Here is a 24,610-nt window from a genome sequence, read left to right on the forward strand (position 1 = left end):
CCAATACAAATGATTCATTGAAAAACAAAAGATGCTACAGAATAAATTCTGTAGCATCTTTTATAAATTTATTTCATTTATTTCGTCGCAAGGATAGCGGCTTCTACTGCTGCCTTTTCCCGTTGGATCAAATCCACACGTGCTGCGATCTCCTTGATACCCATGCTGATGTTTCGGCTGATCGCCATATCATCCAATTGAGGCTCAAAGAAGGCCTTGTATTCATTCAAGCGTTCACGGGTCTTGAAACAGTTAGCTGGGTAGATGACAAACTTATCAAAGCTCATATCACCACCGAGGGCTTTCTTGATCCAATCCCAGTTTTCACGCGCCCAAGTCCAAGTTCTACCTTGGGTAAAGTCATCATGCAAGAAGTTGTAGTACCAGCTCATAGCCAAATCCTGAGGTTTCACCACATCCTTGTTCTTCCACTCCTTCAATAGAGCTTCCAAAGTTTCCTCATCCTTGGTATAAGAAAGTGCAGCCGCCAATTGGCGTTTAAAGTTTCCATCCACTGTCTTCACATAGGTATCTAGGTATTGTTGGCTAAGCTCCTTGGTTTCCTGGTGCTTGATTTGGTTGACCAAGATTTGCAAGCGAATGGCAGCTGGAAGTTTTTCCAAGTCATCTGCATGCGCTTCAAAGATAGCGCTCGCTTGAGCTTGTGCTGCTTCATCATTGGCCTTAATCATGTTAGCAATCATTAGCTGACGAACTTTTTCGTCTTCTTCTGTTTCACCAGGCTTAGCCTCCAGACCCAAGCGTTCAAAGTTGTAACGGTTCAAACGTTTCAACAACTCATGGAAGGCCACTTCTGTTTCAGTTCCCTCATCCACAAAGAGACTGATTCCGGCTAAGACGCTCGAAACAGCTGAAACAACCAAGTAGGAACTTTCTTCTGTCAAGTGTTCAATCACTGGCAAAAGGCTTGCATAAGAAATTTGACCGCTTTCCGCTAAGAGACGGCGTTCTTGAACCACTTGCAATTTCGAAGTGCTATCCAAGCTAGCAAGTTCAGCAAGGATGTCTTCCAACAATTCCCCACGGTAATCACTGATATAATGAGCCGTATTTTCTGTATTGAAGCGAAGAGCTCCGGTATTAGCTTGTTTCAAGGCACTATAGTTTGGAATTTCTAAGACTTCTGTTTCCAAAGTATCTGGAATACCTGTCCAGTTGCTGTTCAAAGGAACAACCCACTTGCGACCTTTTTCTTCTCTTTCTCCGATGAAGAACTGCTCTTGACGGATGATCAAGGTATCGTTTTCCACAGAAGCTGAAACAACAGGGTATCCTGGTTGCTCCAACCAAGAATCCATAAAGGCTGCGACATCACGACCTGAAGCTTGCCCAAGAGCATCCCAAAGGTCACGACCGATAGTATTGCCGTATTGGTGTTTTTCAAAGTAGATCTTCAACCCTTTACGGAAGGCGTCATCGCCTAACCAGCGGCGAAGCATGTGCATGAGACGGCTCCCCTTGGCGTAAACGATTGCTGGGTCAAAGAGGGTGTTGATCTCATCAGGGTGTTTGACTTCCACATGGACGGATTGAACGCCATCTGTAGCATCGCGTTTCAAGGCAGCAGGCACACCGGTTGTTTGGAAGTCTTCGAAGATATTCCAGCTTGGTTCGATAGCATCTAAGCTGACATATTCCATCATATTGGCAAAACTTTCATTCAACCAGAGGTCATCCCACCATTTCATGGTCACGAGGTTTCCGAACCATTGGTGAGCCAATTCGTGAGCCACCACCAAGGCCACTGTTTGACGGCTTTGGGCAGTCGAGTTTTCATCTACAAGGAGATAAACTTCACGGTAGGTTACCAAGCCCCAATTTTCCATCGCTCCTGAAGAGAAGTCTGGAAGAGCGATATGAAGGGATTGAGGGATTGGATACTTAACGCCATAGTAGTCTTCGTAGAATTCAATAGCACGAACGGCAATATCTAATGAGAAGTCCAAATTTTCTAATGGGTGAGCTTTTGTTGAGTAGACTCCGACAAGGGTTCCATTCTTAGTCTTAGCTGTCACTCCTTGGAGGTCTCCAGCCGCAAAGGCCAAGAGGTAAGAAGACATGCGAGGAGTTGTGTCAAACTTCCAAATACCTGTTTCTTTACGGTTTTCCACATCAATTTCAGGCATGTTTGATAGGGCAATTTCACCTTCTTCTTGGTCAAATTTCAAAGAAAGATCAAATGTTGCTTTAGCTTCTGGCTCATCCACACTTGGGAAGGCTTCACGCGCAAAATGGCTCTCAAACTGAGTAGAGAGGACTTCCTTCTTCACACCATCAATACTGTAGTAAGATGGGTAAATCCCTGTCATATTGTCTGTGATCTTACCAGAATAGGTCAGAGTAACTGTCACTTGACCTGTGCTTTCCAATTCAACATAAACCGCTTCATTGGCATCATCAACCGTAAATGGACGAGCTTGACCTGCTACTTCTACTGTTTCGATGGTCAAATCCTTTTGGTGAAGCGAGATCTTGTCCTCCTTGGCTTGACCTGTAATCACCACACGACCGCTAAAGGTCTTGGTTTTACGACTTAAATCCAAAAATACTTCATAATGTTCTGGAACGAATGTTTCTACAAAATGTGCAACTGCTTGCATAATTTCCTCCTTTAAATGTTTCACGCTTTTCCAATCAAAAGCCCTAATAAAACTATTTTATCACAAAGTTGGGATAAAAGAAAAGACAAGCATGACAATGCCTGTCTGATATCGAAAAGACTCCATGATCTTACATTTCGATAATTTTACCTGTTTCAAAGTAAACTACCCATTCACAGATATTTTTTGCATAATCTCCGATGCGTTCCAAGAAGTTGATCACTTGGAAATAATCACGACCCGTCACGATGGACTCTGGATTTTTCCGAATTTCTTCTGTTGCTAATTCTTGGATACTATCAAAATAATGGTTGATGACTTCATCTCGTGAAGCAACTTCATAGGCCAAATCCACATCACCTTTGAGGTAAACATCTAGTGTCGCTTCGACAAAATCTTTGACTTCACGGCCCATCTTGCTGATTTCTTCCTCAACAGATTGGATACGGACTTCCCCTTTCATGCGAATCGTTGCCTTGGCAATCGATACTGCGTGGTCCCCCATCCGCTCCAAGTCAGAAACTGCTTTTAAGACGGTCATCACGACACGAAGGTCTTGTGAAACCGGCTGTTGAAGGGCGATAATCTCAAAAGACTTACGCTCTAGCTTCACTTCGTATTCGTTGATCTCCGCATCATCTTCGATGACCTGACGGGCCAATTCACGGTCATGGGTCACGAAAGCACGAACCGTACGGTTGATCTGACTCAACACTTCATTTCCCATTGCATAAAACTGGTTATGCAACTTCTCTAAATCTTCTTCAAATTGAACTCGTAACATTTTATTTTCTTCCTATCCAAATTTACCAGAGACATAGTCTTCTGTTTCTTTCTTAGCTGGGTTCAAGAACATTTCATTGGTATCATTGTACTCGATCAAATCCCCATCCAAGAAAAAGGCAGTTTTATCGGAAATCCGACTTGCTTGTTGCATGGAACGTGTCACCAAGAGCATGGTGTAGCGGTCTTTTAGTCCATACAAGGTTTCTTCAATCTTCCCAGCTGAAATTGGATCCAGCGCTGAAGTTGGCTCATCCAAAAGAATAATCTTTGGACTGGTCGCAAGGACCCGCGCCACACAGACCCGCTGTTGCTGACCACCAGAAAGTCCGATAGCTGAATCATGCAAGCGATCCTTGACTTCATCCCAGATGGATGCGCGTTTCAAAGAGGTTTCAACTGCTTCGTCCAAGACAGCCTTGTCCTTGACACCATTAATCATCAAGCCATAGGTCACATTATCATAAATGGACATTGGGAAAGGATTGGGCTGTTGGAAGACCATTCCGATTTCCTTACGCAATTCGACCGTATCGGTCCGCGGTCCGTAGATATTATGTCCATTGTAGAGGATAGTTCCTGTAGTGGTGACCTCATGGTTGAGGTCGCCCATGCGGTTAATGGCTTTTAAAAGGGTAGATTTCCCTGATCCTGAAGGACCAATCAAGGCTGTAATCTCCTTTGGAGCAAAGTCCAAGGAGACGCTATTTAGAGCCTTCTTTTTATTGTAATAAACCGACAAGTCCTTGACTTGCAAAATTGGTTCTGTCATTCTATTTTCCTTTTTGTTGTCATTTTACTTTATCCAAAGTGACCCGATACATAATCGTTGGTCGATTGCAATTTCGCATTTTGGAAAATATTCGAAGTCTTATCGTACTCGATGAGGTTTCCTAGGTAGAAGAAACCGGTATAATCGCTAGCACGGGCTGCTTGTTGCATGCTGTGGGTCACGATGACAATGGTATAATTCTTCTTCAACTCAAGCATGGTTTCTTCTAATTGCGCTGTTGCGATCGGATCAAGCGCTGAAGCTGGCTCATCCATGAGTAAGATATCTGGCTTCACAGAGATGGCCCGTGCGATACAAAGTCGTTGCTGTTGGCCACCTGAAAGTGTCAAGGCTGATTTATGAAGGTCATCCTTGACCTGATCCCACAGAGCTGCCTGTTTCAAAGAAGTTTCGACCAATTCGTCCAAGATCTTCTTGTCTTTCACCCCAGCGCGTTCATGCGGGAAGGTGATGTTTTTATAAATCGATTTGGCAAAAGGATTGGGCCGTTGGAAAACCATCCCAATATGCTTACGCATTTCATAAACATTGATATCTGGACGATTGACATCGATTCCTTCATACCAAATTTCACCCGTTACACGCGCAATATCAATGGTATCGTTCATCCGGTTCAAACTACGAAGGTAGGTTGATTTTCCAGATCCTGAAGGACCGATCAAGGCTGTAATCTTATTCTTTTCAAACTGCATGTCAACGCCTTTGATGGACTCGTTCGTTCCATAATAGACATGCAAATCTTTGGTCGATAGGACCACCTTTTCTTCAGGAAAAGTAATGATGTGTCTCTCATCCCAATTGTATTTTGACATTTCTTCTCCTTTAAGCAGATGTTAGTTTTTTATGGAGGTAACTTCCGAGTTTGCGCGCTCCAAAGTTAAAGATCAAGATAAAGATCAAAAGAACGGCGGCAGAACCGGCTGAGACTTCGATCGAGTCTGGAATAGTTCCTTCACTGTTGACCTTCCAGATATGAACAGCCAAGGTTTCAGCCTGACGGAAGATCGAAATCGGGCTGGTCACACTAAAGATATTCCAGTTTGACCAATCAAGGGCTGGAGCCGATTGACCTGCTGTATAGATCAAGGCAGCAGCTTCCCCAAAGATCCGTCCTGAAGCTAAGACGACCCCAGTGATAATACTTGGAAGAGCTTCTGGTACCACGACATGAATCACAGTTTCCCAGCGAGACAAGCCCAATGCTAGACCTGCTTCGCGCTGTGTATGGTGAACGTGCTGCAAGCTATCTTCGATATTGCGGGTCATCTGTGGCAGGTTAAAGACGGTCAAGGCCAAGGCCCCTGAAATGATCGAAAATCCGTATTTGAACTGGACAACGAAGACCAGGTAACCAAAGAGACCTACAACGACAGATGGCAAAGAAGACAAGATCTCAATACAGGTACGAACCAAATTGGTCAAGCGACCTTTTTTTGCGTACTCAGAGAGGTAAATCCCAGCCCCAAGAGAAAGTGGGAAGGAAATCACCAAGGTAATGACCAAGAGGAAGAAGGAATTATACAATTGAATTCCGATCCCTCCTCCTGCTTGGTAAGAAGAAGATTTCCCAGTCAAGAAGTGCCAGGATACATGGGGCAAGCCACGGACCAAGATATAAAGGATCAATGAGGCAAGAATCGCAACGATGATCCCTGAAATAGCATACAGCACTCCTGTTGCAATTTTATCCATTCGTTTAGCGTGCATAGTTCTTCTTACCTCTTTCTTTCGTAATCAGTTTAATCACACTGTTAAAGGCAAGACTCATGAGGAGCAATACCAAGGCGAGTGACCAAAGAACATTGTTATTGACCGTACCCATGACGGTATTTCCGATTCCCATGGTCAAAATAGAGGTGAGGGTGGAAGCTGGTGTAGTGAGTGAGGTTGGCACCACTGCCGAGTTTCCGACCACCATCTGGATAGCCAAGGCTTCCCCGAAGGCACGTGCCATACCAAAGACAACCGCTGTAAAGATTCCAGAGCGGGCTGCCTTGAGCGTGACATGCCAAATGGTTTGCCAGCGTGTCGCACCCATGGCCATACTAGCTTCCCGATAATGACGGGGCACAGCTCGGAGGCTATCGGTCGTCATAAAGGTGACAGTTGGCAGGATCATAACAAAGAGGACAAAGACCCCTGAGAGAATCCCAAAACCGGTCCCTCCAAAGAGACTACGCGTAAATGGAACGACCACTTGAAGGCCAATGAATCCGTAAACAACTGAAGGAATCCCCACTAAGAGCTCAATCGCTGGTTGCAAGAAACGAGCTCCTTTGGGGGAGACTTCTGTCATGAAAACTGCTGCACCAATGGCAAACGGCGTTGCCAAGAGGGCAGAAAGCAAGGTTACAATAAAGGAACCTAGAATCATTGGTAGGGCTCCGAATTCCTTTGCAGCAGGATTCCAAGTACTCCCAAATAGAAAACTAAAGATATTGACTTTATTGACAAAGAAAGTCGATAAACCTTTTTGGGCCACGAAAATCAAAATCATGGCAACGACGACAACAATCAAACTCATACATAAAAAAGTAATGGTTTTCCCAAATTTTTCTAGGCGGGAGTTTTTTGATTTCGTCAGCATTTTTTTTGCTACTTCGTTCATTTTTTACCTAATTCTTTTATTTTTTTGACACATTCCCTTTTAAATCACGGGTGACTTTCATGTCATTGATCGGGATATAACCCATCTTACCAACAACCTTTTGCTGAACCTCATCGGTCATCATGTAGTCAATGAATTTTTTAGACAACTCATTGGGTTTTCCTTTGGTATACATGTGTTCGTAGGACCAGATTGGCCAGTTATTGTTGACAACATTGGCTTTGGTTGGTTGATAGCCATTAAGCTTCATGGTTTTGACACTGCTATCCAAATAGGTAAAGGCTAGATAAGAGATGGCTCCTGGCGTTTGAGAAACGATGTTTTTCACCATTCCATTAGAGTCTTGCTCTTGAGCCTGCTTGGGTTGTTTGCCATCCATGATAATGGCATCAAAGACAGCTCGGCTACCAGAACCAACCGCCCGGTTCACAATCGTGATTTCAAGATCTGGACCTCCCAATTGCTTCCAGTTGGTATATTCACCCGTAAAGATCTTTCGCAATTGCTCCGTTGTCAAATTGTCGATTGAGATATTTTTATTGGCAATGATGGCTGTTCCTGCTACGGCTACCTGATGGTCGACCAGACTAGAGGCATCGATCCCAGATTTTTCCTCTGCAAAGAGGTCACTATTTCCGATGTCCACAGCGCCTGATTGAACTTGTGAAAGTCCTGTACCAGAACCTCCTCCTTGTACATTTACAATCTTACCAGGATGTTCTTCAATGTAGCGATCTACTACTCCTTCAACCAAGGGTTGTAAGGCAGTCGATCCGACAGCAGTGATGGATTCTCCGCGATTGATCCAAGAAGCACAAGCAGATAAACTTCCTGCTAATGCGATCGTCGCTAGTCCTAGGATCAGCTTTTTAGACTTTTTCAAATCATGTCTCCTTGATATTCACTATTTCACTTATGATTTTGACAAGTTTTTTTCAAAAAAACCTGTAATTCCACTATATCATAGAACGAGTTCTTTGCCCAGCATTTTACCTAAAACGAAGCCCCTTTGGATAGAAATTTTTCAGGGTCTGTCCGGTCACTTTGGCAAAGCCCAAACCATTGCCTTCAACAAGGACCTGGTACCATCCATTTGGATGCGTTTCCTTCAATTGAACCGTCTCTCCCGCCACATAATGAACAAAGTCTTCAGGCGTGATCGAAACGGTCTCTTTTACCTCACTCGGTTTCAGAGCAAGGCCCAAGGCAAAACTAGGTTCAAATCGATTTTTCTTGAAGGTCCCTAGGTGCAAACCATTTCGGGCGATTTTTACTTTTCGCAAATCTGGTAAATCAAGCGGAACCAAGTAGAGTTCGTCACCAAAGGTTTCGAGGACACCTTCTAGAGTGATCTTCAAGTGTTTCTTAGAAAACTCCTGCCACCATTTCTTTTGCTCCGCAGATAATTGGTCCTTTTTGGAAGGGATTTTGGCAGGACGATTCTCTCCTAGATAACGGAACTTAGCAACAAATTGTCCCTCCCCTTTAAAGAGATGAGGATACATGCGCGCCGTTTCTGGATGGTCAATGCCTTCTGCCATACCATTGATCTTCTCGATCGTTTCCAATTCTAGATCAAAATTATCTAAGAGCCAGGATACGATCTCTTCATTTTCCTCAGGAGCCCAGGTACAGGTTGAATAAACCAAGGAACCACCTGGAACCAACATCTTGAGAGCATCCTCTAGAATTTCTCTTTGAAGAAGACTACACTCTCGAGGATAATCGATGGACCAATAGTCCATGGCATCTGGTTGCTTACGGAACATCCCCTCACCTGAACACGGGGCGTCTAGTACAATCAGATCAAAAAAGCCTGAGAAAACTTTGGCCAGACGATCGGCAGACTCATTGGTCACCAATACATTTCGGGCACCGAAACGTTCGACATTCTCTACGAGAATTTTCGAGCGTCCCTTGTGGATTTCATTGGAGACCAAGAGTCCTTGATTGTCCAAATAAGACAAGAGTTGCGTCGTCTTACCACCAGGTGCTGCGGCCAAGTCTAGGACCTTCATCCCTGGCTTCGGCTGGGCGACTTGGGCCACTATCTGAGCTGCTGGTTCTTGTGAATAGACCAAGCCCGTTGCGTGTTCGATGGATTTCCCTGAGACCTTTCCATAATGACCCCAAGGAGTATTGGGAATCGGATCATCAAATACTTTTTGTGCTTCTTTCAAAGGATTGGTGCGAAAGGCTGCTACTGCTTCTTGATCAAAGGTCGCAAAAAAAGCAGCAGCATCCTCACCTAGAAGATGCTGGTATTTTTCTTTAAAACCATGGGGAAAATTCATTTAACTTCTCCCTTTCTTAAGATAGGTTTGAATCTCTGTTAACTTCACCTTTGGAACCATCATAATGGGTTCGACTGTCTGGTAATTAGGTTTATCCCCATTTAGATTTAGGACGGTATAGCCTAACCGTTCGCCCATGATCGCTGCGGCTGCATAGTCCCATGGCCAGATATAGCTAAAGTAAGCTAAAATCCCACCTGAGAGAATTTTTGAAAAACTAATACCGGCACTGCCATAGACCCGGATTCCTAGTGAATCCATGCCAAGATCGGCCATTCCCCAGTCATTTTTCTCAAGCATACCGACATTTGACGCAATCAAAAGGTTTTCCAGAGGCTGATCTACAAAGGGCGTCAATTCAACCTCATTGCGATAAACTGGGAATTCTCCACCCCCGAAAAAAAGGTGATCCCGCATCACATCGTAGATCAGGCCAAACCGACCGATTCCGTCTTCGAAATAGGCCACCATGACCGCAAAATCTTCCTTTTGGGTCACAAAATTATTGGTCCCATCAATGGGATCAATCACCCAAACGGATCCTTCTGAAATCGGTGAACGAAGGCCATCTTCCTCCGCAAAAATCCGATCTTCTGGGTAGCGATTTGTGATTTTTTCAACCAAATCCTTTTGAACCTGTTGGTCCATCTGGGTCACCAAATCTGTCGGCCCAGTCTTTTTTGAGATCATCAAGTCATCATGGAGATGAAGACGCAAGTAGTCTCCAGCCTCTAAAACGATTTGTTTGGCAAACTCTAATTTATTCTTCAAGAGAAAACCATCCTTCCTCTTTTTGCTTTGCAGCCTGGGTCGCACGATAGAGAGAATAACCGCTCACTTCTTCGAACTCCCGTCCGAGACGTTTTTCTTCTCCGATACTAGGCACGACCTTCTTAAAAGCGCGGTAGGCTTCCATGTATTCTTTGGCCTCTACCTTACTTTCATAGGCTTCTTCAACTTTATTGAAAAAAGAAAGCACTGAAGCAAGCTCTTCAGTGCTCCACGATAAGTCCAGTGGGTAACTATAATTTTTTTGCATTCGACATACTTCTTAGTTTATTTCTGCTCTTAGAGTGGCAGAGCGTAACTCTTGTTTTCGATAACTCCGCGGCAAGAAGGCCCGAATTTCGTCTTCGTTAAAGCCGATTTGCATGCGCTTGTTATCTAAAATAATCGGTCTCCTTAAGAGACTTGGATTTTCCTCAATCAGATGAATCAAGGCTGAGATCGATAAATCTTCAACATCAACATCCAATTTTTGAAAAATTTTTGAACGAGTTGAAATAATGTCGTCTGTTCCGTTTTCGGTCAAGGCCAATATACTTGTCAACTCCTGTTTGCTCAAAGGACTTGTCATTATATTGTGTTCTTTAAATGGAACATCGTGCTTTTTTAACCAAGCCCGAGCTTTTCGACATGATGTACAACTCGGTGATAAAAATAATGTAATCATGTGGTTCACTTCTTTTTTATATATAACTATCTAACTCTATTATACAAAAAAATTAGGTGCTTGAAAAGCGCTTTTTTGATTTCTAGTCGATTTTTCTGAATTTCAGTAGAAAAAAAGAAACCACTTTCATTATCCCCAAAAAGACAGCAGAAAAAAGGACTAGGTAACTTCCTAATCCTCGGGCCAGTTTCGTGAAACTGCTTCATCTTCTTTCAATTGAGCCACTAGTTGATCGATCCCATCGAATTTGACCATTTCCCGTATCTTATCCAACCAATGAATGGTCAAAGTATGGCCATAAATATCTCCAGAAAAATCAAAGAGATTGACTTCGAAACGAAGCTCTTTTCCATCAAAGGTGACATTTTTGCCAACAGAAGCCATGCCTCGATAGATCTGCCCTTTAAAATCGACATCAACTACATAAACCCCATCTGATGGTAAATAGGTCCGGTCAATCGGTGCTAAATTGGCAGTAGGATAGCCAATGGTGCGGCCACGCGCATCCCCATGCACGACGATGCCCCGACTGGATAAAGGGTGACCAAGTAGACGGGCAGCTTCTTGGACGCGTCCTTCTAGGATAGCTTGACGAATGCGGGTTGAACTAATCTTTTCCCCCTGATCCAATACAGGAGAAATGACTTCCACTTGACCATCAAAATAATCAGCTAAGTCAGAGGCCGTTTTCTTATCAGAGCCAAAACTATAATCAAATCCAGCAATTAAAACTCGGGCCCTCAAGGCTTTGACAAATTGATCAACAAATTCTTTGGCGGTTTTAGAAGCAAAATCGGTCGTAAAATCAATGAGGAAGAGCTCATCCACTCCTAGTTCGTTTAATTTTTGGAACCGATCCTCAGGACTCTGCAAATGAAGCAGTAATTCTGGTTGGTAGCGAACAAAGGCTAACTTAGGAGATTCAGGAAAGGTTAACAAAGCGACCTTCAAGCCTTTTTCATCCGCGATCTGACGCGCCTTTTTAAAGAGTTCTTGATGCCCCAGATGCAGGCCATCAAAGTAGCCCAGAACCAAAACTGTCTCATTCTCCAAATGGATCTGGTTAGCAGTAGTAATCGTACGAATATTCATGAATTTATTGTAACACACTTTCTGTTAGAAAGACTTTTCGAGGTTTGTAAAGTTCTTCTCTTTTTTCTAAAATGGCTACCAATTTTCCTTGGTAAAAAGCAGCTAACTCTTTGGAGTCACTCTCAACTGGAATAAAGCGTCCCACTTGAACTTCGCCAACCTCTTCTACTGTCAGCTCTACTTTTTCCAGATCCCCGGTGCCAATTTCAAGTGGGTGAAGGAAGCTCAAATCTCCTTGTGCTACTTTTTCAGCCACTTCTTCTAAGGTCAGGGAATCTTCCAGTGACAAACCGGCAGCACTGGTCCGTGTCAGATGAGACATATGGGCTGCATAACCCAGTTTTTGACCCAAATCCACCGACAAGGTCCGGATATAGGTGCCCTTGCTGCATTTAACCCGGAAGCGAAAACGGGCTAGTCCTTCCTCGTAGCCAATCTCACTGGTACGCGTGAATTCATAAATGGTTACCTGTCGGACAGGGCGTTCCACTTCTTCTCCTGCCCGTGCATACTCATAGAGCTTACGCCCATTGACCTTAACCGCGGAGTACATAGGCGGTACCTGCTCGATCTCTCCCACCATTTGGGCAATCATACGATCGACCTCTTCTGCATCTAAAGGCACTTCCACTGGGGTCCGCTCCACGACATCCCCGCTGGCATCCTCCGTTGTGGTAGAAAATCCCAGAGTGATTTCTCCTTCATAGACCTTGCCTTCATCTTGCATGAATTCGACCATCCGGGTCGCCTTGCCAACTGCTATTGGAAGCACTCCCACCACATCCGGATCCAGCGTTCCCCCATGGCCGATCTTCTTAGTTCCTAAGATTTTTCGCAGTTTAAAGACCACATCATGTGAGGTCATGCCTGCTTCCTTTTTTACATTGATAATTCCGTCCATCTGATTTGCTCTTTCTAACTGATTGTGTGACCATCCGGTCCACCGACCCTTTATTATACCATGAAACAAGACTTCTTGTCCCTCTTTCCCCCTTCTCATGAGCTCCTAAAAAATCCCGTAGCAGATTTCAGACTTTTTAAAATGGATTTGATACAATAGAAAGCGAAAGAAGGTGTAACATATGTTAATGTATGATGTTATTGTGATTGGATTTGGTAAAGCTGGTAAAACACTCGCAGCGAAATTATCAAGCCAAGGAAAAAAAGTCGCTCTGATTGAAAAGAGCAAATCTATGTACGGTGGTACTTGTATCAATATCGCTTGTATTCCCACCAAGACCTTGATTGTTGCAGCAGAAAAAGGCTTGGATTTTGAGCAAGCCATGAATGAGAAAAATGCAGTCACTACTCGTCTCAACGGCAAGAACTACGCAACCATTGCTGGAACTGGCGTAGACATTATCGACGCGACGGCTCGTTTCGTTTCTAACAAGGTCATCGAAATTCAAGCTGGAGATGAAAAGGAAGAATTGACAGCTGAAACCATTATTATTAATACTGGTGCTGTGCCAAATGTCCTTCCGATTCCAGGTTTGGCTGAAAGTAAATTTGCCGTGGATTCAACCGGCATTCAACGTTTGGAAAACCTACCTAAACGCCTTGGTGTCCTTGGCGGTGGACCTATCGGATTGGAATTTGCCCACCTATACAATACCTTGGGTAGCCAAGTAACGGTATTGGATGCTTCTGAAACATTCTTGCCACGGATCGAGCCAAGTATTGCAGCTCTTGCAAAAGGCTACCTTGAAGAAGACGGCATTCAATTCTTGCAAGGCGTTCATACCCAAGAAATCAAAGATGGTGACCATAGCTTAACGGTTGTCACAGATAAGGGAGACTTTGAGTTCGATATCCTTCTCTACGCAACAGGTCGTAAGCCAAACACAGCTGGACTTGGTCTTGAAAACACAGACATCCAAGTCACTGATCGTGGAGCGATCCAAGTTAACCGTCATTTGGAAACCAGCGTCCCTGGAGTCTTTGCAGTTGGGGATGTCAATGGTGGTCCACAATTCACCTACATGTCACTCGATGACTTCCGCATTGTCTTCAACTACCTTACAGGCGATGGTAGCTACAATCTCGAAACTCGTCACAATTATGCGACAACACTCTTTATTGCTCCTCCACTTGCCCAAGTCGGCTTGACCGAGCAAGAAGCACGTGACAAAGGACTTCCAGTTGCTGTTAAAGAATTGCCAGTTGCTGCTATGCCACGCGGACACGTCAATGCAGACCTTCGAGGTGCCTTCAAAGCCGTGGTCAACCCAGAAACTAAAGAAATTCTTGGAGTGACGCTCTTTGGAGAAGCTGCAGGCGAAATCATCAACCTGATCACCATGGCGATGGACAACAAGATCCCTTATACTTACATCGCAAAACAAATCTTTACCCACCCAACCATGGCAGAAAACCTAAACGATCTCTTTGCGATTTAACTAGAATAAAAACGCTGGAATTTTTCCAGCGTTTTTTAGTTTAAGAATCCACAGACAGCCTCTTGAAATGCTTTATTTTCTTCATAAAGAGCATGCCCAGAATGCTTAAGAATGAGGAGTTGACAATCCGAAATCGCTTTTGCTAGTTCCTTGGATCCGTCCACACCAATCACATCATCTTCAAGCGCACCAAGGACAAAGGTTGGACACTGAATTTCCTTTAAGACCTCAATGCTATCGTGAGTAAGGCAAGACTGAGACTGAATGGCAATTCTATTTTCATCTTTGATTCGCCCCAAGCGACCCATGATATTATAAAGGAACCGCCACTTTTGATAGCTCTTTTGCGTATAGGAGTGCTTTGCGATATCCAGCATGAGATGCTTAAAAGTTCCAGATTGACTAAGCTTTTGCCAATGCTCAATTCGCTCTCTAGCAAGTTGACTAGGTTTTGCAGTAGTCACGGCTAAGATGAGCTTTTGAACCTTTTCAGGGAAATCCACCACCAACCATTGGGCAATCATTCCACCTTGCGAAATCCCCATAACATAAGATGTATCTAAGTTCAGCGCCTCCATTGCTTCTGCTACATCTGCTGCCATATCCCGCGTCGTATAGCCCTGTCTCAGCTCATTGATTCGAGAAAAAACATAGATTTTGTAACGTTTGGCAAGTATACGGTATGTGATTGAAAAAGGCATAGCCATACCTTTAACCGTCTGCAATCCATCCCCCAATCCTGGTATGATCACTAATGGCTGTTTACCTTTTCCAAATGTTACATAGTCCATGCTCTTTTTGTTCAAATATAAGGTTTTCCCTTTTGTTGAAGACATTACTTCGTTTTCTCTCCTATTTTATCATGTTTATTCATGTTGAGTTTTTAAATACAGAGCAAAGCCGGCAGTTACTTTTTCAAATCCAACTGCCTGATAAAACTGATGTGCAGCATTTCGTTCAGCGGTTAATCCACTATTTAGAGCCAGCGCCTTAACCCCTTCTTTTACCGCTTGTTTTTTCAATTCATCGATTAGCCTACTAGCAATTCCTTGTCGTCTTGTTTCTTTTGCAACTGACAAAGCCAAATACGATAGTAAGACCCATCTGCTTCAAAAAAGAAGAGTTTTGCATAACCTAAGAAACCTAAAATTTCTCCGTTTCTTTCAGCTAAAAGACAGCCATAATGTGGTTGAGAAAGAATCATTTCTAAGCGTCGAGACAGCTTAGAAGCGGTCGTTGGATAGCCCAAGTCTTCGTATAAAGTCAGTAAGACTTCAGCATCTTTCATGGTTGCTTTTCGTATCTGCATAGAAGCCTCCTAGTCTTCCTTCAAGGCATCAAACTTCGCTTTCATAGTTGGATTTTTCCGAGTCAATTTTTTAACGGAAACATCATCCAACTTGTTGTTAGCGAGGCGAAGTTGGTTTTCTGATGTGGTGAGGAATTTCTTGACTTCTTCCATCCGCTTGATGGCTTTGTCGATTTCATCGATAGCCTTGCCAAAGTTGACAGAAGCCGAATTGTAGTTCTTAGCAAAGGCTACTTTAAAGGCATCTAGGTCCTCTTCAAAGTGGGTAATATCAATATTTTGTTCACGGACAAGCGCCAATTCCTGCTTGTATTTAAGGGAATTAAGGGCCGCATTACGCAGGAGCCCAATGATCTGGATAAAGAACTGAGGACGGACGACATACATCTTCTCATACTCGTGGCTGACATCGACAATCCCTGTGTTAAAGTAGTCGTTATCTGCTTCAAGCATGGTCACTAAAACCGCATACTCACAGTTCTTTTCTCGACGGTCCTTGTCCAATTCCTTGTAGAAATCCGCATTCTTATGCTTCTTCTCTGTCCCGTCAGCTTCATTCTTCATCTCGAACATAATGGAGATAATCTCCACCCCATTTTCATCGCACTCGCGGAAAATAAAGTCGCCTTTAGACCCACGTGCAGAGACCTTGTTGTCCTTTTCAAAATAGGCATTTGGAAAGGCAAAACTGCGAACCTTGTTGAATTCACTTTCCGCATACTGTTCCAGACTTTCCCCGATGGCCTTGGTCGACTGTTGGGCCTTAAAATTCTTGTAGAACTCGACCTGTTCATTGGCTGCCTTAAGCTGGGCTTCGTAGTTTTGCTTGACAGAAGCTAGGGACAGTTCATTTTCCTTCTCTTGAAGGAGTAATTGGTTTTGTACCTGATCACGCTCCTTCTCCAAATTAGAAAGCGTCTTTTGCAACTGGTTCTCATGCTCCAAGCGCAAGGTGGCCAATTGATTCTCCAGTGCTTGCACTTCTTTTTCTTTCTCTAGCAAGCTTTGGCTAGCTGTTTGCTCCACCTCTTTTTTAGCCAATTCTTTTTCAGTATCAAACTGTTGAATCTGGTTTTGTAACTGAGCAATTTCTTGATCCTTCTTTGCTAACTTCTCTTGCTGCTCATTAAGGGCCTTTTGCTCTGCTAAAGCCAACTCTTGCCGAATTCGCTCATGAATTTCCTTGTCAAACTCTGCTGTCCGTACCTGTGACAAGAGTTCGCTGTATTGACTTTCATTGACTGTAAAGACTTCCCCACAGTTGGGACACTTGATTTCGTTCATAGTATGCCTCTTTCTCTATTCTTAGTATATTATATCATGCCACCAGTAAAATCAAAACCAACAAACGAAGCTTGCTGGTTTTAAGTAAATATTCATTCTTTTATAGAGACTTTCCTTAGGTGAGGACGGACGGTAGCGACTCCCTTTGGGATTCCATACCTTAGATTTGAGCCTTTCGTCTCAAATCTACCGAGCACCAGAAACTAATGCGTTTCTGATGCTTTCCTCACGGCGAAAAGTCTCAATCTATTTTGCACTAGTTCCAAAATATTTTTTTCAATAGTCTCATTCAGTAATAACTTTAGATTTCTGAAAAGATGTTGCTTATTTATAATCTGAAACAGTGGACTTAGCTTACTGGCTTTAGTTTATTTCTTCTCAATCGGCGCGACACTGGCCAAGAGTTTCTTGAGACCCACTTCTGGGAAGTTGATCTTGAGCTCTTGGGTGTTGCCACTACCAGATACTTCAAGCACAGTTCCTTCTCCCCACTTCTTGTGAATGGCAATATCACCAATGGACCAAGCGACGCTTTCTTTAGCAGCAGCTCGGTTACTATTACCAAAAGGTAGGCTTGATGACGTGAGAGCACTTGGGGATGCTTGTCTCTTGCGCTCTTGAAGGGCTTGAGACAGGCTCATGCCTTTTCCAAATGTCGTTCCGCTTCCATTGCTATAAGAAGCCTTAAAGCTGGTATTAACTGGACGGGCTAATCCTTGGTAGGTCAATAAATCCGAGCTAATTTCATTGATGAAACGCGTCGGACGGTTGTAGCTGGTCCGTCCAAAGAGCAAACGAGAGTTGGCATTGGTCAAGAAGAGAACCTTCTCTGCCCGCGTGATCCCCACATAAGCCAAGCGACGTTCTTCCTCCAATTCATCTGGATCCTCTGCTGCACGACTAAGAGGAAAGACATTTTCTTCCATTCCAATCAAGAAGACGACCGGGAACTCCAATCCCTTGGCTGCATGAAGAGTCATCAAGGTGACTTCTGAAGTTTCTTGGGCCCCATCGTCTGTATCGGCAATCAAGGCCAAATCGTTCAAGAAACGACTCAAGGTTTCCACACCTGATTCGTCTTCGACGGTCTCTCCATTTTCATCAAAATTCTTGGTAACAGATAGGAACTCTTGGATATTCTCGATGCGGGCCTGACTTTCCAAATTTCCCTGATTGGTTAGGGCCGTCATATAACCTGTCTTGTCAAGGACTTCTTCGACCAACTCTGTAATGGTCAGCTGGTCCAATCTTTCTCTCAAATCAAAAATGAGATTGGCAAAGTCCCAGATGGCTTGAGCGGCCTTTCCTTTGATGCCTGAGAGCATGATATTGGCTGAAGCATCCAGGAGTGAAGACTCTTGCATTTGGGCAAAGTCACGAATCTTATCCACTGTACCTGGCCCGATTCCCCGCTTGGGTTCATTGATAATGCGCTCAAAACTGATATTGTCACTGAGGTTGGCAATCAAGTTCAGATAAGCAATGACATCCCGAATTTCCTTCCGGCTGTAGAACTTGGTGCCTCCCACCATGGTGTAGGGAATGTTGGACTTGAGCAGCGCTTCTTCAATGGTCCGTGACTGGGCATTGGTTCGGTAGAGAACAGCAAAATCACGGTGCTTGTAGCCAGCTTCGCGACTGAGCTCTTCAATGGTTTTAGCAACAAAGACTGCTTCATCCTGCTCGTCATTAGCCCGATAATAAACAATATCTTCCCCGTCTTCATTTTGTGTCCAGAGATTCTTCGGACGGCGGTGGCGATTGTTTTTGATGACATCATTGGCTGCTTGCAGGATAGTTTTAGTGGAACGATAATTTTCCTCCAACAAAACGACCTTAGCTTCCTTATAATCCTTCTCAAAGTCCAGGATATTCTGCATATCTGCTCCCCGCCAGCCATAAATAGACTGGTCCGCATCCCCAACGACACAGATATTTTTAAAGCGTGAAGCCAAGAGTTTGACCAACTGGTATTGGGCATGGTTGGTATCTTGATACTCGTCTACGTGGATGTATTGGAACTTCTGCTGGTAATAGGTCAGCACATCTGGATGCTGATCAAAAAGACGCAAGGTCAGCATGATCAAATCATCAAAGTCCACTGCTTCTGACTGACGGAGTTCCTTTTGGTAAGCCTCATAGCACTTGGCGACGATCTGGGTGTACATATCGCCAGCCTGGGCGGCGTAGGCCACTTCATCGATCAGGTCATTTTTGGCATTGGAAATAGTCCCCAAAATGGTCCGTTCATTCCATTTTTTAGGATCCAAGTTCAAGGACTTCAAGATCCGCTTCATCAAGGTCCGTTGTTCTCCTGGATCTACAATGGTAAAATTGCGATTGTAGCCAATATGATCCGCATCTCGGCGAAGGATGCGCACACACATGGAGTGGAAGGTCGCAATCAAGCAATCTTGGGTGGCTGGATTCAATTGATAAGCCCGCTCCTTCATCTCCCGAGCGGCTTTATTGGTAAAGGTAATGGCCAAAATATTCCAAGGATTGACCATTTTTTCATCGATCAAGTAAGCGATGCGGTGGGTCAAGACACGTGTCTTACCAGAACCAGCCCCCGCCATGATCAAGAGGGGACCTTCTGTCGTTTGGACCGCCTCTGCTTGGCGATCATTCATACCATTCAATAAAGGATTCATCTCATACTCCTCATTCATTCAATCGTTCTATTATACCACAAAAACCGGTCTAGCTTCTTTTAAAAAAGGACTCATTTGAATTTCCCTTCCAAAAACGATATAATAGTAGCTTAAAGAAAACAGGATTTCATCCGAGGTCTAGGAGGATATTTTGGATAAACCATACAGTAACTTAAAACTGGCCGAACGTGGCGCTATCATTAGTATTCTAGCCTATTTATTGCTCTCTTCAGTAAAATTGGCTACCGGCCATCTACTTCATTCATCCAGTTTGGTAGCCGATGGATTTAACAACTTATCTGATATCATCAGCAATGCTGCCCTGCTCATCGGGATTCGTCTCGCTCGCCAACCTGCTGACCGTGATCACAAGTTTGGTCACTGGAAAATTGAGGATCTAGCTAGTCTAGTCACCTCCATCATTATGTTTTATGTCGGCTTTGATGTCTTACGCGATACCCTCCAAAAGATCTTCAGCAATGAAACCGTTAGCATTGATCCACTTGGTGCTGGTGTCGGAGTGGTTTCAGCCCTTGTCATGCTAGGCGTTTATTTCTACAATCTTCGCTTAGCAAAACGGGCCAAATCAAAAGCCTTAAAAGCGGCCGCAAAAGACAATCTTTCAGACGTCGTCACATCTCTTGGGACGTCGATTGCGATTGCTGCTAGTGCTTTTAACTATCCAATTGTCGATAAAATCGCAGCCATCATCATCACCTTCTTTATCCTCAAAACAGCCTACGATATTTTTATGGAATCTTCCTTTAGTCTTTCAGACGGCTTTGACGATAGTCTCCTCGAAGATTACGAAAAAGCTATTTTAAAACTCCCTAAGATTGCGCGTGTGAAATATCAACGCGGGCGGACCTACGGAAGCAATATCTATCTGGACGTTGTCTTGGAGATGAATCCCGATCTTTCAGTCTATGAAAGTCATGCCATTACAGAAGAAGTCGAGGATCTCTTGACAGAAAAATTTGGAGTCTTTGACATTGATGTCCATGTAGAACCTAGCTCAATTCCTGAAGATGAGCTGATCGAAAACGTTGAAAAGAAACTCTTGACCTACGAAAAACTCCTCTATGCTAAGCAAGAATTTGATACACTGCTAGCAGATAATTATACCTTGATTGACGATACTGGTCACGAACACCACAAGGCGGAATTAATAGAGGCTCTCGCAAGCGACCAGGTTCAATTCCAAAACTTTGAACTGGAGTCCATCAGTCAAAAGACCAAACTCATACGCTATGAACTAGACGGTCAAATCCATACCAGTCTCTGGCGTCGCCACGAAACTTGGCAAAAGATTTTCCATCAAATCACTAATAAAACCGACTAAAAGAGGCTGGGACAAAAGTCCTAGCCTCTCAATTGTTTTTGGATTGTCGAGCAAGACGCAGTGGTTGAGTGGTCTCTACTACGCTGATTTCATCAGCTTTTACAGCCCTACTCAACTGTGCGGAGGTGGGACGACGAAATCGAATTCTAACGAATTACCGATTTCTGTCCCACTCTCTTTTTTACTTGATGTCATCTGTTGCTACATCAGTTCCCAACCACTTCTTAGAGATCTTTTGGAACTGGCCTTTTTGATAGAGTTTTACGAAGGCTTCATCAATTTTTTTCTTCAAAGTTTTATCCGCCTTGCGCACCCCTACCGCAAAGGATTCTGTCTCAAAACCGACAGGAAAGACATTATAGTCTTTTAAAATTCCTTCCGTTTGCAGATAATAGTTGGCATAGACACGGTCGATTAAGAGGCCATCGATCCGATCATTCTGAAGATCGATCAGCGCCTCGTTGAAACTCTGGTATTGGGTAGCCTTTTGATTTTTGATCTTATTTTTCAAGATTTTAGGATTGGCTTCAAAATCCATATAGCCAGGCGATCCGGTCTGGGCATCTAATCGTTTCTCTTTGATATTTATAAAAAAAATAGCCTTTCGGCTATTCTTCTACTTTTATAAATCCAAATTTATTGAGAGGATAAAGACGCAGATTCACGACTCCTTCGATCTGATTTTTATGGATATAACCAAACTCACGACTATCTTCTGTATCTCCTCGGTTATCATTTAAGACTAGATAAGTATCGGATGGGACACGACCAGCCTTGGTCCCTTTTAACTCTGATAAAAAGAAATCATCCGTATAATACCCATTACTCGTTGGAGCAGCTAAGTGTTTGTTGAGCATTTTGTTCAGGTAAGGTTCTGGTGTTGCCTGTCCATTCAAATAGAGGACGTCATCTACGTAGCTGACTTCGTCGTTTTCTTTGGCAATGACACGTCCAAGGTATTCTTTTCCACCGACCTTGTATAAGACCAAATCACTGCGATCTACCTGAGCATTTCTAGTCGCTACCACAAGATCTCCAGTTTTCACAGAAGCATTGGCCATTTTATCATTGATACTAAATGGATGAAATACAAAGATTCGAAGCAAAATCAGTGCCAAAACCAGTACACCGACAATGATGACATTTCTAATTAAATCTCTCCTTGGCATGAATGTCTCCCTTCCTTTTTATTTATTATACCATGTTTTTGATCTTTAAAAAAGAGAAAGTAAGCATTAGTGAGAATTCTTGTCATACTAAACAGGAAAAAGAAAAACCTCGCGGTCAATCCTTTCGGACCAACCAGCAAGGCTTTAAGATCAAATTGTCTATTAACGTACTGTACGGATACGCATTGTGTTTGTACGAACAGCTTCTCCAACTGGTACACCAGCAACGATAACGATATCATCACCAGATTTAACAAGACCAGCTTCAACTGCTTTACGTTCAGCAATTTCGAACATATCGTCAGTTGATGAAGGAGCATCTGTCAACATTGGGATAACACCCCAGTTCAACATCAATCCACGTTCTGTCAATTCGTCAAATGTCAATGCCAAGATATCAGCATCTGGACGGTATTTAGAGATCAAACGTGCAGTGTGACCTGTCTTAGTCAATGTTACAACCAATTTGATATCCATTGAGTTTGTAGCATCTTTAACAGCTGAAGCCATAACTTCTGTCTTAGAGTTACGTTCGAATGAAGCTGGGTTCAAACGACCATATTCTTTCAAAAGTGTTTGAGCGTTCATGTCGATTTTCGCCATTGTAGCTACAGATTCAAGTGGGTATTTACCGTTTGCAGATTCACCTGAAAGCATTGTAGCATCAGTACCATCGATAACAGCGTTGAAGACGTCAGATACTTCAGAACGAGTAGCACGTGGTTTTTCAGTCATTGTTTCAAGCATGTTTGTTGCAGTGATAACAACTTTACCAGCAGCATTTACTTTAGAAGTAATCATTTTTTGGTAAACTGGAACCATTTCGAATGGTACTTCGATACCCATGTCACCACGAGCGATCATGATACCATCAGTTACTTCGATGATTTCATCCAAGTTTTCGATACCTTGTTGGTTTTCGATTTTCGCAAACAATTGAACGTGGCTGTTACCAGTTTCTTCACAGATAGCACGAACTTCTTGAACGTCTTTTGCAGTACGTACGAATGAGATCGCGATGAAGTTGATACCTTGTTCCAAACCGAAGCGGATATCGTCGTTATCGCGTTCAGCAAGTGCTGGGAAAGGAATCTTAGTGTTAGGGATGTTTACACCTTTTTGTTTAGCGATGATACCATCGTTTTCAACTTCAACAACAAATTCACGTTTTGCAGCGTCTTTTTCTACAACGCGAAGACCCAATTTACCATCATCAACCAATACTTGGTGACCAACTTCAACATCATCAAAGATGTCAAGCGCACCAGCAACGTTCAAAGCAATCACTTCACGAGTTGATTTGATGCCTTGTTTTGTAGCAACGCGGATACGTTCACCAGTCTTGTATGAATATTCTTTAGCTTCGCCTTCGAACAATTCAGTACGGATTTCAGGACCTTTTGTATCAAGAAGGTAACCAACTTTTTTACCAGCGATTTCTTCTGCACGTTTAACAGTCGCCATACGTTCACCTTGTTCTTGGTGGTCACCGTGTGAGAAGTTGAAACGGAAAGTGTTAGCGCCAGCTTCGATCAATTTAGCAATGTTTTGTGCTGAAGCTTCAACGTCAAGTTTTTCAGCCCAGTATCCATCTTCACCGAATTTTTTACCGCCACGGATTTCTACCGCAGGACCTAAAGTTGCAACGATTTTTACACGTTTGTTCATGATATATATGACTCCTTTTTAAATATATCTGTCTTTTTAAGACAAGGTTAACGAATTTATGAAATAAAATTAGATTGAAGACAAGCTACGGTTCAACTCGGCAAGACCAAGATCAGCTTTATGTGGATTGTTTACCACAATCTTACCATCTTCTGTCAAGCTAAAGAGGGCTCCTTCTTCTGCTTTACCAAGGATTGGGTTTTCAACCATTTTTTCATTACGGATACCAACGGCTACACCACCGATTCCTTGTTTCAACAATTTAACAGCGTGTGCTCCCATACGTGAAGCAAGAACACGGTCACGCGCAGTAGGTGAACCACCACGTTGGATGTGGCCAAGCTCAGTCACACGAAGGTCACTTTCATCACCAGCTTCTTTCAAAGCTTTACCAAATTCATCTGCAGACATCACGCCTTCAGCCAAGATGATGATGTTGTGGGTACGACCTTTTGCGTAACCTTCTTTGATGCTCTCAACAACATCTTCGATCTTGAAACCTTCTTCAGGGATGATGATTTCATCTGCACCAGATGCAATCCCTGCCCAAAGAGCGATATCTCCAGCGTTACGTCCCATCACTTCGATAACGAAAGTACGGTGGTGACTAGATGAAGTATCACGGATCTTATCGATCGCGTCCATTGCAGTTGTGACTGCCGTATCAAAACCAATTGTAAAGTCAGTTCCGACGATATCGTTGTCGATCGTACCAGGAAGACCCACAGCTGGGAATCCAAGCTCAGTCAAGCGCATCGCACCATGGTAAGAACCATCTCCACCAATAACGACAACACCTTCGATCCCGTGTTTCTTCAATTGCTCGATCCCTTTTAATTGACCTTCGCGTTGTGCGAATTCAGGGTAACGAGCTGAATGAAGGAAGGTACCACCACGGGAAATAATATCTCCAACAGATGAGGCGTCAAGGGGCTGAATTTTACCAGCAACCATTCCCGCATATCCATCATAGATACCGAAAACTTCCATTCCTTCTGAAATTGCTTGACGAACAACTGCACGGATGGCAGCATTCATACCAGGGGCATCTCCACCACTAGTTAAAACAGCAATACGTTTCATTTCGTTGTTTGCTCCTTTTTTTCTTTTACATTCTACGTAATTATAACACAAAGAAGAC

The 24,610-nt window shown here is 43.5% G+C and carries 22 protein-coding genes and 1 pseudogene; 2 read left to right on the forward strand and 21 right to left on the reverse strand.

Annotated features, from left to right (window positions below):
• Window positions 1–77: 77 nt before the first annotated feature.
• From PCY11_RS01810 to truB, 13 genes are all read right to left on the reverse strand, one after another.
• Window positions 78–2,621, reverse strand: a complete 2,544-nt coding sequence (locus tag PCY11_RS01810) for a M1 family metallopeptidase (protein ID WP_049474793.1) — start codon at window positions 2,619–2,621, stop codon at window positions 78–80.
• Window positions 2,622–2,751: 130 nt separating this feature from the next.
• Window positions 2,752–3,405 carry a phosphate signaling complex protein PhoU gene (gene phoU, locus PCY11_RS01815; RefSeq protein ID WP_003006603.1) on the reverse strand — a complete coding sequence of 218 codons (654 nt, stop codon included), beginning with the start codon at window positions 3,403–3,405 and terminating at the stop codon, window positions 2,752–2,754.
• A 12-nt stretch (window positions 3,406–3,417) separates the two neighbouring features.
• On the reverse strand, window positions 3,418–4,176 hold the full coding sequence (pstB, locus tag PCY11_RS01820; RefSeq protein ID WP_003003393.1) for a phosphate ABC transporter ATP-binding protein PstB: 759 nt from the start codon (window positions 4,174–4,176) through the stop codon (window positions 3,418–3,420).
• 29 nt (window positions 4,177–4,205) lie between these two features.
• The gene (gene pstB, locus PCY11_RS01825) at window positions 4,206–5,009 is read right to left on the reverse strand and encodes a phosphate ABC transporter ATP-binding protein PstB (protein ID WP_003011874.1); all 804 of its coding nucleotides are present in this window, start codon (window positions 5,007–5,009) and stop codon (window positions 4,206–4,208) included.
• Window positions 5,010–5,019: 10 nt separating this feature from the next.
• A complete protein-coding gene (gene pstA, locus PCY11_RS01830) occupies window positions 5,020–5,904 on the reverse strand; it encodes a phosphate ABC transporter permease PstA (protein ID WP_003006597.1) in 885 nt (294 codons plus the stop codon).
• The gene (pstC, locus tag PCY11_RS01835; RefSeq protein WP_003003307.1) at window positions 5,894–6,805 is read right to left on the reverse strand and encodes a phosphate ABC transporter permease subunit PstC; all 912 of its coding nucleotides are present in this window, start codon (window positions 6,803–6,805) and stop codon (window positions 5,894–5,896) included. The genes pstA and pstC overlap by 11 nt, the downstream gene beginning before the upstream one ends.
• 16 nt (window positions 6,806–6,821) lie before the next feature.
• A complete protein-coding gene (locus PCY11_RS01840) occupies window positions 6,822–7,688 on the reverse strand; it encodes a phosphate ABC transporter substrate-binding protein PstS family protein (protein ID WP_049474794.1) in 867 nt (288 codons plus the stop codon).
• A 106-nt stretch (window positions 7,689–7,794) separates the two neighbouring features.
• Window positions 7,795–9,099, reverse strand: a complete 1,305-nt coding sequence (locus PCY11_RS01845) for an RsmF rRNA methyltransferase first C-terminal domain-containing protein (protein ID WP_049474795.1) — start codon at window positions 9,097–9,099, stop codon at window positions 7,795–7,797.
• Window positions 9,100–9,870, reverse strand: coding sequence for an inositol monophosphatase family protein (locus tag PCY11_RS01850; protein ID WP_049474796.1), 771 nt, complete (start codon window positions 9,868–9,870; stop codon window positions 9,100–9,102).
• A complete protein-coding gene (locus tag PCY11_RS01855; RefSeq protein WP_003003480.1) occupies window positions 9,860–10,138 on the reverse strand; it encodes a UPF0223 family protein in 279 nt (92 codons plus the stop codon). The genes PCY11_RS01850 and PCY11_RS01855 overlap by 11 nt, the downstream gene beginning before the upstream one ends.
• Window positions 10,139–10,150: 12 nt before the next feature.
• Window positions 10,151–10,552, reverse strand: a complete 402-nt coding sequence (locus tag PCY11_RS01860; protein ID WP_009732658.1) for a Spx/MgsR family RNA polymerase-binding regulatory protein — start codon at window positions 10,550–10,552, stop codon at window positions 10,151–10,153.
• Window positions 10,553–10,723: 171 nt separating this feature from the next.
• Window positions 10,724–11,644, reverse strand: coding sequence for a bifunctional riboflavin kinase/FAD synthetase (locus PCY11_RS01865; RefSeq protein ID WP_070673893.1), 921 nt, complete (start codon window positions 11,642–11,644; stop codon window positions 10,724–10,726).
• 4 nt (window positions 11,645–11,648) lie between these two features.
• Entirely contained in the window at window positions 11,649–12,545 is an 897-nt protein-coding gene (gene truB, locus PCY11_RS01870; protein ID WP_049472264.1) for a tRNA pseudouridine(55) synthase TruB, read from the reverse strand.
• A gap of 181 nt (window positions 12,546–12,726) precedes the next feature.
• Here truB and PCY11_RS01875 point away from each other — a divergent pair, with 181 nt between their 5' ends.
• Complete coding sequence (locus tag PCY11_RS01875) at window positions 12,727–14,043, forward strand: FAD-containing oxidoreductase (RefSeq protein ID WP_070845444.1); 1,317 nt, start codon at window positions 12,727–12,729, stop codon at window positions 14,041–14,043.
• Between the two features lie 35 nt (window positions 14,044–14,078).
• Here the strand turns inward: PCY11_RS01875 and PCY11_RS01880 are convergent, their stop codons facing one another.
• The 4 genes and pseudogenes from PCY11_RS01880 to pcrA form a co-directional block, all read right to left on the reverse strand.
• The gene (locus tag PCY11_RS01880) at window positions 14,079–14,879 is read right to left on the reverse strand and encodes an alpha/beta fold hydrolase (RefSeq protein WP_049474798.1); all 801 of its coding nucleotides are present in this window, start codon (window positions 14,877–14,879) and stop codon (window positions 14,079–14,081) included.
• Between the two features lie 30 nt (window positions 14,880–14,909).
• Window positions 14,910–15,352, reverse strand: a pseudogene (locus PCY11_RS01885) (N-acetyltransferase family protein).
• A 9-nt stretch (window positions 15,353–15,361) separates the two neighbouring features.
• A complete protein-coding gene (locus PCY11_RS01890) occupies window positions 15,362–16,636 on the reverse strand; it encodes a DUF2130 domain-containing protein (RefSeq protein ID WP_045759278.1) in 1,275 nt (424 codons plus the stop codon).
• Window positions 16,637–17,004: 368 nt separating this feature from the next.
• On the reverse strand, window positions 17,005–19,290 hold the full coding sequence (gene pcrA, locus PCY11_RS01895; RefSeq protein ID WP_301362362.1) for a DNA helicase PcrA: 2,286 nt from the start codon (window positions 19,288–19,290) through the stop codon (window positions 17,005–17,007).
• A 151-nt stretch (window positions 19,291–19,441) separates the two neighbouring features.
• Here pcrA and PCY11_RS01900 point away from each other — a divergent pair, with 151 nt between their 5' ends.
• Window positions 19,442–20,632 carry a cation diffusion facilitator family transporter gene (locus PCY11_RS01900; protein WP_301362363.1) on the forward strand — a complete coding sequence of 397 codons (1,191 nt, stop codon included), beginning with the start codon at window positions 19,442–19,444 and terminating at the stop codon, window positions 20,630–20,632.
• A 181-nt stretch (window positions 20,633–20,813) separates the two neighbouring features.
• Here PCY11_RS01900 and PCY11_RS01905 read toward each other — a convergent pair whose 3' ends face one another.
• The 4 genes from PCY11_RS01905 to pfkA all read right to left on the reverse strand — a co-directional run bounded on the left by PCY11_RS01905 (window position 20,814) and on the right by pfkA (window position 24,552).
• The gene (locus PCY11_RS01905) at window positions 20,814–21,230 is read right to left on the reverse strand and encodes a transporter substrate-binding domain-containing protein (RefSeq protein ID WP_345773225.1); all 417 of its coding nucleotides are present in this window, start codon (window positions 21,228–21,230) and stop codon (window positions 20,814–20,816) included.
• Window positions 21,231–21,240: 10 nt separating this feature from the next.
• Window positions 21,241–21,801 (reverse strand): signal peptidase I, encoded by a 561-nt coding sequence (gene lepB, locus PCY11_RS01910; protein ID WP_003006560.1) that lies wholly within the window; start codon window positions 21,799–21,801, stop codon window positions 21,241–21,243.
• Window positions 21,802–21,963: 162 nt separating this feature from the next.
• The gene (gene pyk / locus PCY11_RS01915; RefSeq protein WP_013903352.1) at window positions 21,964–23,469 is read right to left on the reverse strand and encodes a pyruvate kinase; all 1,506 of its coding nucleotides are present in this window, start codon (window positions 23,467–23,469) and stop codon (window positions 21,964–21,966) included.
• A 69-nt stretch (window positions 23,470–23,538) separates the two neighbouring features.
• A complete protein-coding gene (gene pfkA, locus PCY11_RS01920; RefSeq protein ID WP_021152956.1) occupies window positions 23,539–24,552 on the reverse strand; it encodes a 6-phosphofructokinase in 1,014 nt (337 codons plus the stop codon).
• Between the last annotated feature and the right edge of the window lie 58 nt (window positions 24,553–24,610).

Source organism: Streptococcus sp. SP8 (genome assembly GCF_030440045.1).
Classification (GTDB): Bacteria; Bacillota; Bacilli; order Lactobacillales; family Streptococcaceae; genus Streptococcus; species Streptococcus parasanguinis_I.